Annotated in this window: 14 protein-coding genes; all 14 read left to right on the top strand. The window is 75.5% G+C overall.

All coding sequences use genetic code 11. The features are described 5' to 3' along the window. The first annotated feature begins 6 nt into the window (after positions 1 to 6). The 14 genes from ABZ621_RS32285 to ABZ621_RS32220 all read left to right on the top strand — a co-directional run bounded on the left by ABZ621_RS32285 (position 7) and on the right by ABZ621_RS32220 (position 16,085). Positions 7 to 528: a phage tail protein gene (locus ABZ621_RS32285; RefSeq protein WP_360610002.1), complete on the top strand. Its 522-nt coding sequence runs from the start codon at positions 7 to 9 to the stop codon at positions 526 to 528. 4 nt (positions 529 to 532) lie between these two features. After that, the gene (locus ABZ621_RS32280; protein WP_360610001.1) at positions 533 to 1,270 is read left to right on the top strand and encodes a hypothetical protein; all 738 of its coding nucleotides are present in this window, start codon (positions 533 to 535) and stop codon (positions 1,268 to 1,270) included. Positions 1,271 to 2,901: 1,631 nt separating this feature from the next. Next, complete coding sequence (locus ABZ621_RS32275; RefSeq protein WP_360610000.1) at positions 2,902 to 3,099, top strand: hypothetical protein; 198 nt, start codon at positions 2,902 to 2,904, stop codon at positions 3,097 to 3,099. Next, the gene (locus tag ABZ621_RS32270) at positions 3,096 to 4,295 is read left to right on the top strand and encodes a DUF4255 domain-containing protein (protein ID WP_360609999.1); all 1,200 of its coding nucleotides are present in this window, start codon (positions 3,096 to 3,098) and stop codon (positions 4,293 to 4,295) included. Before ABZ621_RS32275 ends, ABZ621_RS32270 begins: the two co-directional genes overlap by 4 nt. After that, positions 4,292 to 4,567, top strand: coding sequence for a hypothetical protein (locus ABZ621_RS32265; RefSeq protein ID WP_360609998.1), 276 nt, complete (start codon positions 4,292 to 4,294; stop codon positions 4,565 to 4,567). The genes ABZ621_RS32270 and ABZ621_RS32265 overlap by 4 nt, the downstream gene beginning before the upstream one ends. Beyond that, positions 4,564 to 5,196, top strand: a complete 633-nt coding sequence (locus tag ABZ621_RS32260; RefSeq protein WP_360609997.1) for a hypothetical protein — start codon at positions 4,564 to 4,566, stop codon at positions 5,194 to 5,196. Before ABZ621_RS32265 ends, ABZ621_RS32260 begins: the two co-directional genes overlap by 4 nt. A 32-nt stretch (positions 5,197 to 5,228) precedes the next feature. Continuing rightward, on the top strand, positions 5,229 to 5,555 hold the full coding sequence (locus tag ABZ621_RS32255; RefSeq protein WP_360609996.1) for a LysM domain-containing protein: 327 nt from the start codon (positions 5,229 to 5,231) through the stop codon (positions 5,553 to 5,555). Continuing rightward, entirely contained in the window at positions 5,552 to 6,673 is a 1,122-nt protein-coding gene (locus ABZ621_RS32250) for a hypothetical protein (RefSeq protein ID WP_360609995.1), read from the top strand. Before ABZ621_RS32255 ends, ABZ621_RS32250 begins: the two co-directional genes overlap by 4 nt. Next, positions 6,670 to 7,218, top strand: coding sequence for a phage baseplate assembly protein V (locus tag ABZ621_RS32245; RefSeq protein WP_360609994.1), 549 nt, complete (start codon positions 6,670 to 6,672; stop codon positions 7,216 to 7,218). The genes ABZ621_RS32250 and ABZ621_RS32245 overlap by 4 nt, the downstream gene beginning before the upstream one ends. A 7-nt stretch (positions 7,219 to 7,225) precedes the next feature. Beyond that, positions 7,226 to 7,579 (top strand): hypothetical protein, encoded by a 354-nt coding sequence (locus ABZ621_RS32240; RefSeq protein ID WP_360609993.1) that lies wholly within the window; start codon positions 7,226 to 7,228, stop codon positions 7,577 to 7,579. Between the two features lie 4 nt (positions 7,580 to 7,583). Then, positions 7,584 to 7,946 (top strand): GPW/gp25 family protein, encoded by a 363-nt coding sequence (locus tag ABZ621_RS32235; protein ID WP_360609992.1) that lies wholly within the window; start codon positions 7,584 to 7,586, stop codon positions 7,944 to 7,946. Next, on the top strand, positions 7,943 to 10,735 hold the full coding sequence (locus ABZ621_RS32230) for a putative baseplate assembly protein (RefSeq protein WP_360609991.1): 2,793 nt from the start codon (positions 7,943 to 7,945) through the stop codon (positions 10,733 to 10,735). Before ABZ621_RS32235 ends, ABZ621_RS32230 begins: the two co-directional genes overlap by 4 nt. Continuing rightward, complete coding sequence (locus ABZ621_RS32225; protein WP_360609990.1) at positions 10,732 to 13,950, top strand: putative baseplate assembly protein; 3,219 nt, start codon at positions 10,732 to 10,734, stop codon at positions 13,948 to 13,950. The genes ABZ621_RS32230 and ABZ621_RS32225 overlap by 4 nt, the downstream gene beginning before the upstream one ends. Continuing rightward, positions 13,947 to 16,085, top strand: coding sequence for a hypothetical protein (locus ABZ621_RS32220; protein WP_360609989.1), 2,139 nt, complete (start codon positions 13,947 to 13,949; stop codon positions 16,083 to 16,085). Before ABZ621_RS32225 ends, ABZ621_RS32220 begins: the two co-directional genes overlap by 4 nt. The last annotated feature ends 48 nt before the right edge of the window (positions 16,086 to 16,133 follow it).

Raw genomic sequence — 16,133 nt, 5'->3', positions numbered from 1 at the left:
CGACCGATGCCGGAAGTCACACGTCGCGATCCCTTCAAGAACTTCCGGTTCCGGGTGAAGTTCAGCGGGGAGACGGCCTACATCGCCGGAATCAGCAAGGTCAGCGGGCTCAGACGGACGACCGAGGTCATCCGGCACCGCGACGGCGGAGACCCCGGCACCAGCCGCAAGCTCCCCGGCCGCACCGAGTACGAGGCCATCACCCTGGAACGCGGATGCACCACCGACACGGCCTTCGAGGAGTGGGCCAACAGAGTCTGGAGCCTGAAGAACTCGGCGGGCGGTCTGGAGACCTCCCTCAAGGACTTCCGGCGTGACCTCATCATCGACGTCTTCGACGAGGGCGGCCAGCAGGTGCTGTCCTACTCCGTCCACGACTGCTGGGTCTCCGAGTACCACGGCCTGCACGAACTCGACGCCGGATCCAGCGGCGTCGCCTTCGAGCGGATCAAGGTCGAGCACCACGGCTGGGTGCGGGAACACACCGAGCAGCCTCAGGATTCGCAGTTCACCGATACCGCCGGGTGACCGCGTGCCGCGTCGACTGACCGAAGCGAACGTCCTCGACGTCTGGGAGGGCGGACTGGACAGCACGCCGGCGGCCCGGGCCCTCCTGATCGCCTCGATGGCGATGGCCTCCCCCGGCGAACAGGACATCGCCGACCTGCCGTTGAGCGCCGTGAACGCCCTCCTCCTGGACCTGCGGTGCGGCGCCTTCGGCGACGCGTTGCCCTGCACGACCGAGTGCCCGGCGTGCGGCGACAGCCTCGACGTCACGGTGGCGGCGGACGAACTGCGGCCGGCCGCTGCCGGCGGCCGGACCGGAGAGGCGGTCGCCGCGCCGGCCACGGCCACGTTGACGACGGGTGGCTTCACGCTCGCCTACCGTGCCCTCACCGGCCGGGACCTCCGGGCCGTCGACCCCACGGCACCCGGGGCGCGCCGGACTCTGGTGCGCCGGTGCCTGCTGAGCGTCAGCCCGCCCGCCGACGACCTCCCCGACGACGTACTCGACGCCCTGGCGTCGCGGCTGGCGGAGCTCGACCCGGGCGCCGACACCGTGCTCACGCTGGACTGCCCCCAGTGCGAACACCGTTGGGAGGCCGCCCTCGACATCGCCGACCACGTGTGGAGCGACGTGTCCGGTTACGCGCGCGGGGTCCTGCACGACGTCCACGCCCTGGCGCGGGCCTACGGCTGGTCGGAGGCCGACGTGCTGTCGGTCAGCCCGGCGCGGCGGCAGTTCTACCTGGAGGTGAGTTCCGGATGACCGACTTCGTGGACCGGCTGCTCGGCGCTCCGGGCCCGCGCCTCCGGCCGCTGGCACCCCACGCCTTCGGCCGACGGGCGCCCTACCTGCCGGGCGGCGCCACGGACCTGCCGGACGCGAACCTCGTGGAGGACGCCGAGGAGCCGGCGGCGGCCGCGAGTGCGGTGGCGGTGGCGGCGGTTGGCGTGGCGCCCGGTACGACGGCCGGCGTGGCACCCGGTACTGCGGCTGACGTGGCCCCCGGTACGACCGCTGGCGTGGCACCCGGCACGGCCACCGGCATGACGCCCGGTACGGCCGCCGGCATGGCGCCCGGAACGACTGCGCCTGCCCCGCCGGCGCCGCCGTCCCAACCTGTGCCCGTAGCCGATGCCGTTGCCGGAGCCGGAGCCGGTGACGCCGACGATGGCGATGGCGATGGCGACAACACGGACGAGCGGACGGCTTCTGGTGAGCGGAGCCCGTCCATGCCCTCGTACGTCGGCACCCCCCAGCCTTCCCCTACCGGCGCCGTGACCCGTGACCGCACCCCGTCGGCCGGCCCGTCACCGACGGACGAGGACCGTGCCCGTGCCGCCGACCGGCCGGTGCTGGGGCCTGGTCCCGCGCACGCCGACCGTCCCGCGCGCCCCGACCGCCCCCGTGCCTCCGACGGACAACCGAGGCAGGGTTCCGCGCGCCACGACCGTCCCGACCGCCCCCGTCACCCCGCTCGCCGTGACGCCCAGCATGGGCCCACCCTCGGCCCGGGGCCTCGCTCGATCGCCTCCCCGCCGCCCGCCGACGGGCCTCCGTCCGCCGTCGATACGCCCGCCCGGACCGACCCGACGGATCCCACCTCCACCACGCCGTCATCCGGCGAACCGCACGCCTCGCCGGCCGCACCGCCGCGGGCAACGCGTTCCGTCGGTCCGGGGCCACGCTCGTTCGCCTCCCCGCCGCCCGCCGACGGCCCTCCGTCCGCCGTCGATACGCCCGCCCGGACCGATCCGGCGGATCCCACCTCCACCACGCCGTCATCCGGCGAACCGCAGGCCTCGCCGGCCGCACCGCCGTGGGCAGCGCACTCCGTGTCGGCCTCTCCCCCGCCGCACCTGCGCGCGCATGGGATCCGCGCCAACCCTGACGTGTCATCGCAGGAGCCGCTGCCCGGTCCCGAGGCGGCGCGGGAACCGGGACCGCGTCCACAGCCGCCGTCGCGTCCGCAACCACAGCCGCAGGGGACTCCCGAGGTCTCGCGCGCTCCGGGGCGAGCGTCTGCCGTGCCACGTGAGCCCGCCCCTGCGGTGCGACGTGCCCATGTCGGTGGCTCCGCCGGGACCTCCTCCGCGCCGACACACCCCCCGTCGGCTTCCCCCACGCGCACCACGCCTCCCACGCCTCCCACGCCCTCCGCTCCCCCCGTGGCACCAGCGACCGCCGACACCCCCGCGGTCACCCGGCTCGCCGAGAGCGTCGAGAGCGTCGAGGCCGGTGAAGCCACCACGGCGTCACCCGACCGCCCCGCCGCACCCCTCGTCACCGGAAGCGCGCCGTCCCCTCAGTCGTCCGCCGCCCACCCCGTCGTCGACGAGCCCCGGACGTCCTCACCTCCGCGTGCGTCTTCCGGACCCGCCCGTACCGCGACGCCCGTGACCCGTCGATCCGCCTCCGAGACGCGCCGGGCGCCCTCCGACTCACCGGCGGCGGAGCCCGTGGAGACCGTCGTACACGTCACCATCGACCGTCTGGTCGTGCGCGCCGCGCCCGCCGAAGCCGTCGTCGACGCCCCGGCTCCACCGCGGCGCTCGCGGCTGAGCCTCGACGAGTACCTCGGGAGGCGGCCGTGAGCGACGCGCTCGCCATCGCCGCGGTGACGGAGACCCTGCGGGCCGTCCTCGGCGACGCCGTCCGGCGCGCGGTGCCGGGCGCGCGCGTGACCGCCCGTCACCCCTACGACGCGGGCGACGCCGACGCCGCGCAGGCCGGACCGGCGCTGAACGTCTTCCTGTACAGAACCGACGTCGACGCGGCCTGGCGGAACACCGACCCGGTCGGCACGCACCCCGGTGAGACCCGCCACCCGGCGCTGGCGCTCGCCCTGCACTATTTGTTCTCCGCGTACGCGTCGCCGGGTGAGGACTCCACCCTTCCGGAGCGGCTGATCGGGGCGGCGATGTCCGCGCTGCACGACCGGCCCGAGCTGCGGGCGGACGATCTCAGGACCGCCGCGGACTTCAGCGATCTGCACCTGCAACAGGAACCGGTGAAGCTCACGCCGTCGGCGCTGACGGCCGACGAGATGTGCCGCCTGTGGTCGTCCCTGGGCGGCGGCTACCGGCTGTCGGTGGCCTACGAGGCCCGCGTCGTCCTGATCGACAGTTCCGTTCCCGGGCGCACGCCGCTGCCGGTGCTGCGTCGTGGGGAGGCCGGGGCCGGTCCGGCGGCGGCGCCGACGGCGGTGGCACCGTGGCCGGTGCTGGAGGCCGTCGGTCCCTCGGTGGCCGCGCCGGGATCGGACGTCGTGCTCAGCGGCACCGGGCTGGCCGTGGGAACACCGAGCGTGCGCCTGACGCACCTGCTGCTCGGCGGGCCGCCGGTCGTGCTGCCGGCCCGCGCCGACACGGCCGGCGCGGTGCGCGCCACGCTGGGCGAGGACCTCGGGGCGGGCCGCTGGTCGGCGGTCGTCGTGCTCACCGACGCCGACGGCGCCGAGCGGACCACCCGGCCCCGGACCCTGCGGGTCGCGCCGCGCGTCACGAGCCCCCTGCCGCTGACCGTCGTACTCGACCCGGAGGGAGCCGCGGTGCTGGAGGTGACGTGCGCACCCGCTGTTCACCCGGGGCAACGGGTGGAACTGCTCGTGGCCGGCCGGCCGGTGACGGCCGAACCCTTCACGCGGGCCACCGGCACCCTGCGGTTCCGGCTGGCGGCGGGCGCGCCGGGGCGGTATCCGCTGCGCCTTCGCGTGGACGGCGTGGACAGTCCGCTGGTCGACGGGGACACCGGGCGGTTCGACCCCGACGCGGCGGTGGTGATCACATGACGGCCGGCCGTGTCGAACTGCGCATCCGCCGGCTGGAGCTCGACGCGGCCGCCGTGCCGTCCCGGGCCGCGCTGTGCGCGGCCGTGGAGGCGGAACTCGCGGTGCGGCTCGGCCTCGCCCCCGCCGACCGGGGCGGGGGCGGTCGCCGCGCCGTACCGGCGGACGACGCGATCGCCGCCCTCGGCCGGCGGGTCGCCCTGGCCGTGCTGCGTGAGCTGGACGTCCGCGAGCCGGTGCGGTCACGGCCGGGGGCAGGTGAGCGCAGGCCATGAGTTCACCCGCGCCCCGGAGGGGCGGCATCGTCTTCCTCGATCCCGAGCAGGGACGTGTGCTGCGCGTCGTGCCGTTCCAGTACAACCCCGACAGCATCACCCGTACGCTCCGCCCGCGGGGCATCGGCGCGGACGCGGGGGACCGGCTGGAGGCACTGCGGTTGCAGGGACCGCCGTGCGAGACCTTCCGCGTCGACGCGGAGCTCGACGCCACCGACCAGCCGGGGGCGGCGGGCGGTCCCGCGGAGTCCGGGCTGTTCGGGATGTTGTCCGCGCTGGAGACGGCCGTCAGTCCCACGGCCGAGCAGCTGACCCGGCAGAACGATCTGGCCGCCAGGGGAATCCTGGAGATCGCCCCCGTGCAGGCCCCGCTGCCGGTGCTGGTGCTCGGCCCGCGGCGGGTGCTGCCCGTCCGGATGCTGGACATCGACGTGACGGAGGAGGCGTACGACGGGGACCTGAACCCGATCCGGGCGCGGGTGACGCTGACGGTGCGGATCCTCACCGTCGACGACGTCGGCTTCAGCCACCGGGCGGGCGGTCTCCACCTGCAGTACCAGCAGAGCAGGGAACGCTTCGCGGGACTCGTCGGATACGGCCCCGGGGCCGTCGGCTACGCGGGGGGCTGAACCGTGCACCACCAGGACGGAGGAGGTCGGGCGTGATCGAGCCCAACAGCAGGTACCACGCGGTGCCCACCACCACGTACACCCTGCCCGGCGGCGGGACCGTCGCCCACCTGCGCCGCCGCTTCCTGCCCCGGCCCGAGGAACTCACGGCCGTGGGTGAGCACGTCGTCGTCGCCGGGGACCGGCTGGACCGGATCGCGGCCCGGCGGTACGGGGATCCCGAGCAGTCGTGGCGGATCGCCGACGCGAACAGGGCGACGCGTCCGGACGAGCTGACCGCCGTTCCCGGCCGGCGGCTGCGGATCACCCTGCCCGCCGAGGCCTCCGCGCCGGGCGCCGGCGGCGGGACGGCCCCGTGACGGCCCACTCCCTGCACCTCATGCTGCTCGTCGGGGACGTCGTGCCCGCCCCGGCCCCGGCGGCGCTCGTCGACGCCCTGCACGGGGCGCGGATCACCTCCGCCAGCGGCCGGACCGGCGGCTTCCAGCTGACCTTCGCCGTCAGTGCCGGATCCGCGCCGGCGCAGGCCGTCATGCCGGGCGGGGCGCTGCACCCGAAGAAGCGCGTCGTGGTCGCCGTGATCCTGGCCGGCCGGTGCCACGTCCTCGCGGACGGGGTGATCACCCATCAGGAGATGCACGCCGTGCGGGAGCCGGGCCGGTCGTTCCTCGTCGTCACCGGCGAGGACCTGTCGACCCTCATGGACCTGGAACACGTCAGGCGCGCGTACCCCGGGCTGCCGCCGCACCTGCGGGCGGCCACGGTCTGCGCCGCGTACGCGCAGTACGGCATCACGCCGCGGACCGTGGCTCCGGTGCTCGCCGACCAGCCGAACCCGCTGATCGACATTCCGGTCCAGTCGTCGACCGATCTCGCCTATCTGCGGTCGATGGCGTCGGACGTCGGGCACGTCTTCCACCTCGAACCCGGCCCGGCGCCGGGCGTCAGCACCGCCTACTGGGGCCCGCAGAACCGCGACGGGGCGCTGCAACCGGCCCTCACCACCGGCTGCGGCGCCGCCGACAACGTGGAGGAGCTGACCTTCGCCCTCGACGCCCTCGCCGACTCCGGCCTGCGGACCCACCACCTCGAACCGTCGTCCACGACCGCCTCCGAGCTCACCGCGCCCGAACCCGCTCTGCTGCGCCGGAGCCTCGCCGAGAGCCCCGTACAGGTCCTGCGCACCGCAGCGCTCGGCGGCCAGACCGGCCGCTCCCCGACCAGGACGCTGCTGGCCGGACTCGGCCGCAGGCTCGCCACCGACGCCGTCACCGGCCACGGCACGCTCGACGTGCTGCGCTACGGCCACGTCCTCACCGCGCACGGCCTGGTGGGCGTGCGCGGAGCCGGACGGGCGTATGACGGGCGCTATTTCGTGGCGGGCGTCACCCACGACCTCACGCGCGATACCTTCAGGCAGCACTTCACGCTGGTCCGTGACGGACTCGGCGCCGACACCCGGACGGTGACCCCATGACAACCCCGGCAGCAGGGACGACGGCCCGGACGGGACAGTGGCCGGGCATGTACGAGGGTGTCGTCGAGTCGGCCGTGGACCCGACCGGCATCGGCCGCCTCCTGGTGCGCGTCCCCGAGGTGCTGGGCACCGAGGCGGCCGTGTGGGCCGCACCGCTGCCCCCGCTGGCCGGCCCGGACTGCGGCATGTACGTGGTGCCGCCACCGGACTCCGGGGTGTGGGTGCGGTTCCTCGACGGCGACCCGGAGCGGGCGGTGTGCGTCGGATTCCGTCGCGGCGGGCCCGGGGACGTCCCGCCGGCCGCCAAGTCCGCGCCGCCGGGCGTCCCGCAGATCGTCCTGGCCACGCCCTCCGGGAACGCCCTGGTGATCAGTGACATGCCGGGCCCCGCCGGGGGCATCAAGCTCCAGCTGCACGGGGAGAACGGCCCGTTCATCAGGATCACCGAGACGTCGATCGAGATCTCGTGCGGGCCCGGACTGGCCACCGTGCAACTGGCCGGTCCCCAGGTCAGCGTGAACAACGGCGCGTTGACGGTGCTGTGAGGAACCCATGCCCGGACTGCTGCTCCACTACGGCGCGATGATGATGTGCGCCCACCCGCCCGGCCTCGTGACCATCCCCGCCCCGGTCCAGCAGCGCGTCCTGGTGGGCCCCCAGCCGGTCGCGACCAGCGCCGACACGTTCCTCGTGGCCGGGTGCAGCTTCCCGGCCGTCACGCTCGGCGCGCCGCCCTGCACGAGCGTCGTCTGGCTGCACACCTCGGCCCGGGTGTTCGTGAACGGTCTGCCGGTCCTGCTCCAGCCGTCCCCGCCCGTCGGCGTCGCCCCGGCCGTCGGCGTGGGCACACCGCCGCCCAACCCGCCGATGGTGCTGGCGATGCAGTTCAGGGTCCGGGGGATGTGACCGCATGGACATCGAGTTCCCCTACCGGTTCGACGCCCGGGGGCGCACGGCGACGGCCCGCCACGCCGACCATGTGCGGGACATGGTCGAACTGGTCCTGTTCACGACTCCGGGAGAACGCGTCAACCGGCCGGACTTCGGGTGCAACCACCTCGACCTGGTCTTCGTCGGCAACAGCCCCGAGCTGGCCGCCACCCTGGAGGTGGCCGCGCAGGCGGCGCTGCAGCGCTGGCTCGGCGACCTGCTCACCGTGGAGTCCCTCACCGTGACCTCGGAGGAGGCGACGCTGCACGTCCACGTCGCGTACGTGCTCACCGCGACCGGGGAGCACCGCACCGTCACCGTGAGCGGAGGAGCCCTCTCATGACCGTGCTGGACGGCCCGGACGACGACCTGCGCGCGCGGGAACCGGCCGGTATCGCGGAGGTACGGGCGCACCCGGACCGGCGCGCGCTGACCGTCGCCTTCTTCGGCACCCTTCCGCGGCGCGTGAACCGCAACAGCTTCCTGATCGAGGGCGGACGGCGCGTCGGCGGCATCCGCGTCGTACGGGTCACCCCCGAGGCCGGACCGGAACCGGACGGCGACGGCGTGACACGGCTCCGGCTGGACCTGGACCGGCCCGGCGACGACTCGACGTACCGGCTACGGCTGCTCGGACGGGGCTTCCACGGCGCCCACGACCGGGCGGACTTCACCTTCGATCCCGGTGTGCGGCGCCCCCCGCGGGGCGCGCCGCACACCGTGCCCGCGGGCGGGCCACCCGTCGGCCCGGCGCCGGCGATCGACTATCTGACCAAGGACTACGCCAGCTTCCGGCGCCTCGTCCTGGAGCGGCTGTCGCTCACCCTGCCGCAGTGGACCGAGCGGCACGTGCCCGACCTCTGGATCACCCTGGTCGAGCTCCTGGCCCACGTCGGCGACGGGCTCAGCTACCAGCAGGACGCCGTGGCCACCGAGGCCTACCTGGACACCGCCCGGCTGCGCACCTCGGTGCGGCGGCACGCCCGCCTCGTCGGCTACTCCCTGCACGACGGCTGCGCGGCCCGCACCGTCGTGTGCGTCGAGACGTCCACGCAGCGGACCGTGCGGACCGAGGACCTGGCGTTCACCGCGCTGCCGGAGGACGCGAGCGCCGGGGCGGGCGGCCCGACGATGTCCCGGGAGGCACTCACCGCCGGCCCGCATCCGGTGTACCAGCCGCTGGAGCGGCGCACGGTGGAACTGCGCCCGGAGCACAACGCCGTACCGCTGTGGGCGTGGGGGCAGGACACGTTCCTGCTGCCCGAGGGCACCACGCGGGCCGCCCTCCTCGACGGGCACGGCGGACAGCGCGCGCTGCGCCTGAAGGCCGGAGACCTTCTCGTCCTGGAGGAGAGACACGGTCCCGGGGGCGGCGCACCCGACCCCGGCCACCGGCAGGCCGTCCGCCTCACCCGCGCCACGCGCGACGTCGACGCCCATTCCGGCATCCCGGTCGTGAAGATCGCCTGGGCGGACGAGGACGCCCTCGCCTTCCCCCTGTCGGTCCGGAACCCGCCGGGGCCCGACGGGCGGCCCGGCGCGTCCGTCGTGGCGTGCGGCAACGCCCTCCTCGTCGAACACGGCCTGGACCACACCTGGCTGCCGGGCGAGGACGCCGAGGAGACCGTCAAGGTGCCGGAGGCGGCGGACGGCGCCGCGCCCGCCCGGCCCTTCACCGCGACGGTGCGCGGCACGCCCGTCACCTGGTCGCCGCCGTACCCGCGACCGGCCGACGTCGCCGCCGCGCAGGCCCGCCGGCTGCTCGCCCTCCCCGGCGAGGCGCGCGACCGGCTGCGCGACCTGCACCACGAAGCGGCGGGACTCGACGAGGACGAGCGCGACTTCCTGCGCACGTGGTTCGGCGCGTCCCGGGTCGGCGACCTCTCCGACGCCACCGTCCGCCACGACACCTTCGCCCGGCTGCTGTCCCGCTTCCACGGGCTGCTCGAACCCAAGCTGCGCCGCCTGGACACACTCGTGCGCCGGGCCCGGTCCGGATACGTCCTGGATCCCGCGGACGCGGACTGGGAACTCGAGACGACCTGGGGGCACGAGGCCGCGGAGGCGCTGCACCGCGACAACCCCGCCCTTCACGGCCCGGCCCGCACCGCGCTGCGCCCCGATCCGCGTGAGGCGCTGCCGGTGCTGCACGTGACGGAGACCGACGGGGCGGACGGTGCCGGGGCCCGGTGGACCCCCCGCCGGGATCTCCTGGGGAGCGGTCCCCTCGACCGCCACTTCGTGGGCGAGACCGACGACGAGGGTGTGCTCACCCTCCGCTTCGGAGACGGCCGGTGCGGGCGGGCGCCCCGCCCGGGAACCCGGCTGCGCCTCGCCTACCGGGTGGGCAACGGCCGGTCGGGCAACGCGGGCAGTGAGGTCGTCAACCGGATCACCCACCGCGACAGCACGCTGCCGTCCGTCACGCGCGTCCGCAACCCGGTGCCGGTGACCGGCGGCACCGATCCCGAGCCGGTGGCCGAGGCGCGGCTCGCCGCCCCCCGCTCCGCCTTCCGCACCCTGCTGCGCGCCGTCACCGCCGAGGACTACGCCACGCTCGCCGCGGCCCACCCCGAGGTGCAGCGCGCCGCCGCCACCCTGCGCTGGACCGGCAGCTGGTACGAGGCCGACGTCGCCCTCGACCCGGCCGGCACCGCCGTGCCGTCGCCGGCCCTGCTGGCGGACGTGCGCGCCGCGCTGCACCCCTACCGGCGCATCGGTCACGACGTCGTGACCCGCCCCGCCCTGCTGGTCCCGCTCGACGTCGCGCTGTACGTCCTCGTCGACCCGCACTACGTCACCGCCCATGTGCGCGAGGCGCTGCAGCGCGCCTTCCTCCCGGGACGCCGGCCCGACGGCACCCTGGGGCTCTTCGACCCGTCGGCGCTGACCTTCGGCACTCCGGTACGGGCCAGTGCCCTGGTGGCGCTCTGCATGGGCGTACCGGGGGTCCGGCACGCCGAGGTGACGCTGCTGCGCAGGTTCCGGCCCTCCGGAGCGCAGACCACGGGGCCGGACGTACCGGCCTCCGGGGAGCTGCGCCTGCGGCCCCTGGAGATCCCGCGGCTCGACGGTGACGTCACCCGCCCGGAGAACGGGCGTCTGACCCTGCGTCTGAGAGGCGGACGATGACCGGCACTCCCCCCGGCGGGCAGGGCACCGGCGGCCGCGACCCGGCCCGGGTGTGGAACCGGCCCGGACTGCCCGAGCTGGCCTACCGCGTGGGCAGTCACCGGGAGTTCCTCGACGCGATGCTGGCGCGGCTCTCCCCGGCCGGCGAACGGCCGCCGCTGGCCGCGCTGACCACCCGGGAACCCGACGATCCCTCGATCGCCCTGCTCGACGCCTGGGCCGTCGTCGCCGACGTGCTGACGTTCTACCAGGAGCGCATCGCCAACGAGGGGTTCCTGCGCACGGCGACCGAGCAGGAGTCCCTGACCCGGCTCGGCCGGCTGGTCGGTCACCGGCCGCGCCCGGCACTCGCGGCCACCGCCCATCTCGCCTACACCCTGGACGCCGGGACGTCCTGCGTCGTACCGGCCGGCTCGCAGGTCAAGAGCGAGCCCGAACCCGGCGGGCTGCCCGCGGTGTTCGAGACCACGAGTGACCTCACCGCCCGGGCGGAGTGGAGCGCGCTGCCCGTGCGCACCACGCGCCCGACCACGCTCACGCCCGACGTCGTCACCGGCATCGCCTCCGTCGACGTGGACGGCGTGCAGCACGCCCTGCGCCCCGGTGACCGCCTGCTGTTCACCTATCCCGACGCGCGCCTGAACCTCACACGGCTCGTGACGGGCGTCGAACGGGACCCCGCGCTTGCGCGGACCACCGTGCGGCTGCGGGTTCCCGACCCACCGCGGCAGCTGGACAACGCGGTGGAGGCGCTGCGGGAGGACGTGGAGGAGGCCGCGGAGCGCGCGCCGTCGCGGGGGCCGTTCGAGGAACTGCTGGACATGCTGCGGGAGGTGCGGCAACGCGCCGAGGAACTGCGCGACCCGGACACGCTCGCGGCCCGGCTGGACCGCAGGCTGCGCCGGCTGCGCGAGCGTCTCGCCGCCCTCGGCGACGACGTGGACGTGGACGCGCTGGCCGAGCGGGCCGCCGTACGGATCGCGACCGTCCAGGACGCGGTCCGGCGTCTGAACGAGGAGCCCGCGCCGGCGGCCCCGGCCGGCGGGGAGGCACTGCTGCGGGACCTCGGCAGCCCCGGCGGGCGGGTCGTGCACGCGGTGGACCCGCTGCTGCACGCGCTCGGGCCGGGCAAGACGCCGCCCCGGCCGGCGCCCGGCGTCAGCGATGCCCTGGGCCCGGGATCCGACGCGCTGCCCCGGCTGCTGGCGGGCAACCGGCCCGGGCTCACCGAGTCCCTGTACCGGGCGCTGTCCGCCGTCTCCGTTCCGGCCACGGCACCGCCCGGCGTGCAGCACTTCCGCGTCACCGCCACCCCGCTGGGCGCCTCGCTCCCGGACGACGGCCGGGTGAGGCGGCTGCTGCGCGCGGCGGCGCCGTCCCGGTCCGAGGACGACGGACCGCTCGCGAACGACGTCCTGCTGCTGGACGCGGTGCACGAGGCGATCCAGCCGGGCAGCTGGATCGCCGTGCAGGTGGCGGGCCGCGCGCGCATCCGCGTCATCCGGGTCGTCGAGGTGGGGCGGCTGTCCGTCGCCAACGACCAGGACGCCCTGCGGGTGACGCGGCTGCGGCTGGCCGAGCCGTGGACCGAGGACTGCGAGGACATCTCGGTCCGACGGGCCACCACCGTGTGGGCGGCCGGTGAGCCGCTGGTCCTCGCTCCTTCGACCGACACCGACGATCTGGCGGGCGACACGGTGCCGCTGGACGGAGTCTTCGAGGGGCTGGCCCCCGGCAGGCTGCTCGTCGTCTCGGGCGAGCGCACGGACGTCGTGCCGGAGGACGGTGCGGCCACCGGTCGCCGCGCGGGCGTGCCGGGCTCCGAACTCGCCGTCCTCGCCGGTGTGCGTCACGCCTTCGACGGCACGTCCTGCGACGACCGGGTGCGCACCACGCTGCGGCTGACGGCGCCGCTCGCGCACCGCTACCGCCGGGACACGGTCGTCGTGCACGGCAACGTCGTCCCGGCGACCGCGGGCGAGACCGTCACCGAAGTGCTCGGCAGCGGTGACGCCACCCGGGCCGGACAGGTGCTGCCGCTGCGCCGGGGCCCGCTCGTCTGGCTGCCGTCGACCAGCGCCGACGGCGGCGAGGAGGCCCTCACGGTGCGCGTCGACGACGTGGCGTGGCGGCGGACCGCCGACCTGAGCGAGGCGGGGCCCACGGCGCGGGTGTTCAGCCTGCGGGCAGGCCCCGACGGGCGGGCCGCCGTGGAGTTCGGGGACGGCCGGCAGGGCGCCCGGCTGCCCACCGGCACGGAGAACGTCACCGCCCGCTACCGCATCGGCGGCGGACGCGCCGGCAATGCCGCGGCCGGCCGGATCAACCAGGTCGTGAGCAAGCCCCTCGGCGTCAGCGGCGTCACCAATCCGCTGCCCGCGACCGGAGGGGCCGACGCCGACGGCCCGGCGGAGCTGCGCCGGGCCATCCCCCTGCGCCAGGCCGCCTTCGACCGGCTGGTGTCGGTGCGCGACTTCCAGTCCTTCGCCCGCGCCTTCGCGGGCGTCGGCAAGGCCGTGGCACGCCGCTGCGTGGACGACGGCCGCCCCTTCCTGCACGTCACCGTGGCCGCCGCCGACGACGCCCCGCTGGACACCTCCTCCCCCCTGCTCGCCGCACTGCGCACGGCGCTGCGCCGGTACGGCGACCCCGCCCTGCCGGTACGGGTCGAACCGTGCGAACGCGTGCGCCTCGTGGTGGTGATGGGCGTGCGCACGGCCTCCGACCACCTCCCGGAGAAGGTCGAGCGGCGGGTGCGCGAGGCGCTGGCCGAGCGCCTGGGATTCGCGGGGGCGCACCTGGGCCATCCCGTGTACCTGAGCGCCGTCGTCGCCGCCGCCCACGCGGTTCCCGGCGTCGACTTCGTCGACGTCGACGCGTTCGGGGGCGTGCCCGAGGGCGCGGACGCGGCCTCGGTCGTCCAGTTCGCGCAACACCCCTCCGTCGTCCCGTGCGTGCCCGCCCTGCCCGCCGGCCCGCGCCTGGTCATCGCCCCGGTGACGTCCGGCCGCGCTCCGGAGGGCGCCCCACCGCATCCGGCCGCCGCCGTCGACGCCGCGCAGGCCCCGACGGTACTGCTGCACCACCCGGTCGCCGCACCCCCGGCCGGCCCGCGGACCGCCGGGACCGCGCCCCGCGCGATGATGCGCCCCGCCCAGCTGGTCCTGCTCGACCCGGCCGTGCCCGACACGCTGATCCTGCGGAGGATTCCATGACCCCCGACGAGCTGTACGCGCTGCTGCCCGCGGTGCACCGTCGGCGTGACGAGGCGGAAGGCGGGCCGCTGCGCGCCCTGCTGACGGTCGTCGCCGAACAGGTCACCGTCCTCCAGGAGGACATCGAACGGCTCTACGACAACTGGTTCATCGAGACCTGCGACGACTGGGTGGTGCCCTACATCGGGGACCTCGTCGGATACGAGCTGCTGCCCGGGATCGTCTCCGCCCTGTCCGACGACACCTCCCGGGGGACCGGCCTGCCGGCCGCGGCGGTACCCCGCCGCGATGTCGCCGACACCGTCGTCAACCGCCGCCGCAAGGGCACCCTGGCACTCCTCGAGGACCTCGCGTCGGCCGTGGCCGGGTGGCCCGCGCGCGTCGTCGAGCACCGTCGTCTGCTCTGCGTCACGCAGCCCGTACGGCGCTGGACCTCCGAGACCGGGTCCGGGAGCCGCGGACCGGTGCGCGGCGGACTCGTCGACGTCCGCCGCCCGGCCGACCTGGACCAACTGGGAGGTGCCTTCGACCCGTTCGCCCGCACCGTGGAGGTGCCGCGCGCCGGTTCCGCCCGCCGCCCCGGCCGCTACGGCATCCAGTCGGTCGGGCTGCACCTGTGGCGGCTGCGCCCCTACTCCGTGACACGCGCCCCCGCCTACTGCCTGGATCGCGACCGGGCCTGCTACACCTTCAACGTGCTCGCCATCGACACACCCCTGTTCACCGCCCCCGTACCGGAGCCGTCGAGCTGTCACGTCGCGGACCGGACGAACGTCCCGGAGCCCATCGGCCGCAGGGCGCTCGCCGACCGGCTCTACGACTACTACGGGCCCGGCAAGAGCCTGTGCGTGTGGACCGGCCCCCACGCCGTGGACGACGTGGTGCCCCTCGGACGGATCGTCGCCGCCGACCTGTCCGACTGGCGGTACCGGCCCCGTGCCGGGCAGGTCGCCGTCGACCCCGTCCTCGGCCGCCTGATGCTCCCGCCGGGCACGGCTCCCGCCCACGGTGTCCGGGTGACCTACCACCACGCGTTCTCGGGCGACCTCGGCGGCGGCGAGTACCCCCGTCCCGAGCCCGTGCCCGCCGACAGCGTCGAGCGCTACCGGGTGGGCCCCGACGAGAACCACCGCAGCATCGCCGACGCGCTCGACCACTGGCAGGCGGCGAAGCGGGGGCACCCGCACAAGGCGGAGGCGATCGTGGAGATCACCTCCAACGACGTCTGGACGGAGCCGGACGACATCCGCCTCGACCCGGGAGACCGGCTCACCCTGCGCGCCGCCGACGGGGTCCGTCCCGTCATCCGGCTGCGTGGCCGGCGCGGCGACGACAGTCCGCGCGCGCTGACGATCACCGGTCCCGAGAACGGGCTCCCGTCCGAGGCCACGGCGCGCATCGTCCTCGACGGGCTGCTGGTGGCGGGCGGTTACGTGCGCGTACGAGGCGGCGTGGACCGTCTCGTCGTCCGGCACTGCACCTTCGTACCGGGCTGGGAACCGGACCAGGGCAGGCCGTTGGCTCCCGGAGCGCCCAGCCTGCACATCGCCGGGAGCCCGGTCCGCACCGAGATCCGGCACAGCGTCCTCGGCGCCGTCACCGTGGCGGGCCGCGACGGGCGGGAGCCCCACCGGGTCGACGTGTGCGACAGCGTGCTGGACGCGACGCTGCGCGAGGCGACGGCGGTCGGCTCCCCGGACGGTGGCACCGCGGACGTCGTCCTCACGGCCCGGCGCACCACCGTCATCGGGGCCGTGCGCGCCCGGGCCGTGGACGTGCTGGAGAACTGCCTGCTGGACGGCGAGGTGCGGATCGACCGGCGCGACCAGGGCTCCGTACGGTTCTGCTGGCTTCCGCCGGGCTCGGTGACGCCGCCCCGCTTCCACTGCGAACCCGACCACTCCGGCGATCCGGGGCGGGTGGTGCTGCGTTTCGCCGACACCCGGTACGGCTCGCCCGACTACGTGCGGCTCGCCGACACCTGCGCCCAGGAGATCCGCCGAGGCGGCGACAACGGCTCGGAGCCCGGCGCGCTGCACCACCTCTTCCAGCCTCAGCGGGAGGACAACCTGCGCACCAGGCTCGCCGAGTACACGCCCGCCGGCTGCGACGCCGGGCTCTTCTTCGCCACCTGAGTCCCGCCCGGAACCGTCCGGAACCGCCCCGACCACCCCGTACCGTCC

The sequence above is a fragment of the Streptomyces sp. NPDC007863 genome (assembly GCF_040633895.1).
Lineage (GTDB): Bacteria > Actinomycetota > Actinomycetes > Streptomycetales > Streptomycetaceae > Streptomyces.
This window is presented reverse-complemented; position numbering and strand designations above follow the sequence as displayed.

What these genes read in the sequence shown, in the direction of transcription:
- ABZ621_RS32285 (WP_360610002.1), top strand. Translation starts at nt 7, where the DNA reads ATGCCGGAAGTCACACGTCGCGATCCCTTCAAGAACTTCCGGTTCCGG.
- ABZ621_RS32265 (WP_360609998.1), top strand. Translation starts at nt 4,292, where the DNA reads ATGACGGCCGGCCGTGTCGAACTGCGCATCCGCCGGCTGGAGCTCGAC.
- ABZ621_RS32260 (WP_360609997.1), top strand. Translation starts at nt 4,564, where the DNA reads ATGAGTTCACCCGCGCCCCGGAGGGGCGGCATCGTCTTCCTCGATCCC.
- ABZ621_RS32245 (WP_360609994.1), top strand. Translation starts at nt 6,670, where the DNA reads ATGACAACCCCGGCAGCAGGGACGACGGCCCGGACGGGACAGTGGCCG.
- ABZ621_RS32240 (WP_360609993.1), top strand. Translation starts at nt 7,226, where the DNA reads ATGCCCGGACTGCTGCTCCACTACGGCGCGATGATGATGTGCGCCCAC.
- ABZ621_RS32235 (WP_360609992.1), top strand. Translation starts at nt 7,584, where the DNA reads ATGGACATCGAGTTCCCCTACCGGTTCGACGCCCGGGGGCGCACGGCG.
- ABZ621_RS32230 (WP_360609991.1), top strand. Translation starts at nt 7,943, where the DNA reads ATGACCGTGCTGGACGGCCCGGACGACGACCTGCGCGCGCGGGAACCG.
- ABZ621_RS32225 (WP_360609990.1), top strand. Translation starts at nt 10,732, where the DNA reads ATGACCGGCACTCCCCCCGGCGGGCAGGGCACCGGCGGCCGCGACCCG.
- ABZ621_RS32220 (WP_360609989.1), top strand. Translation starts at nt 13,947, where the DNA reads ATGACCCCCGACGAGCTGTACGCGCTGCTGCCCGCGGTGCACCGTCGG.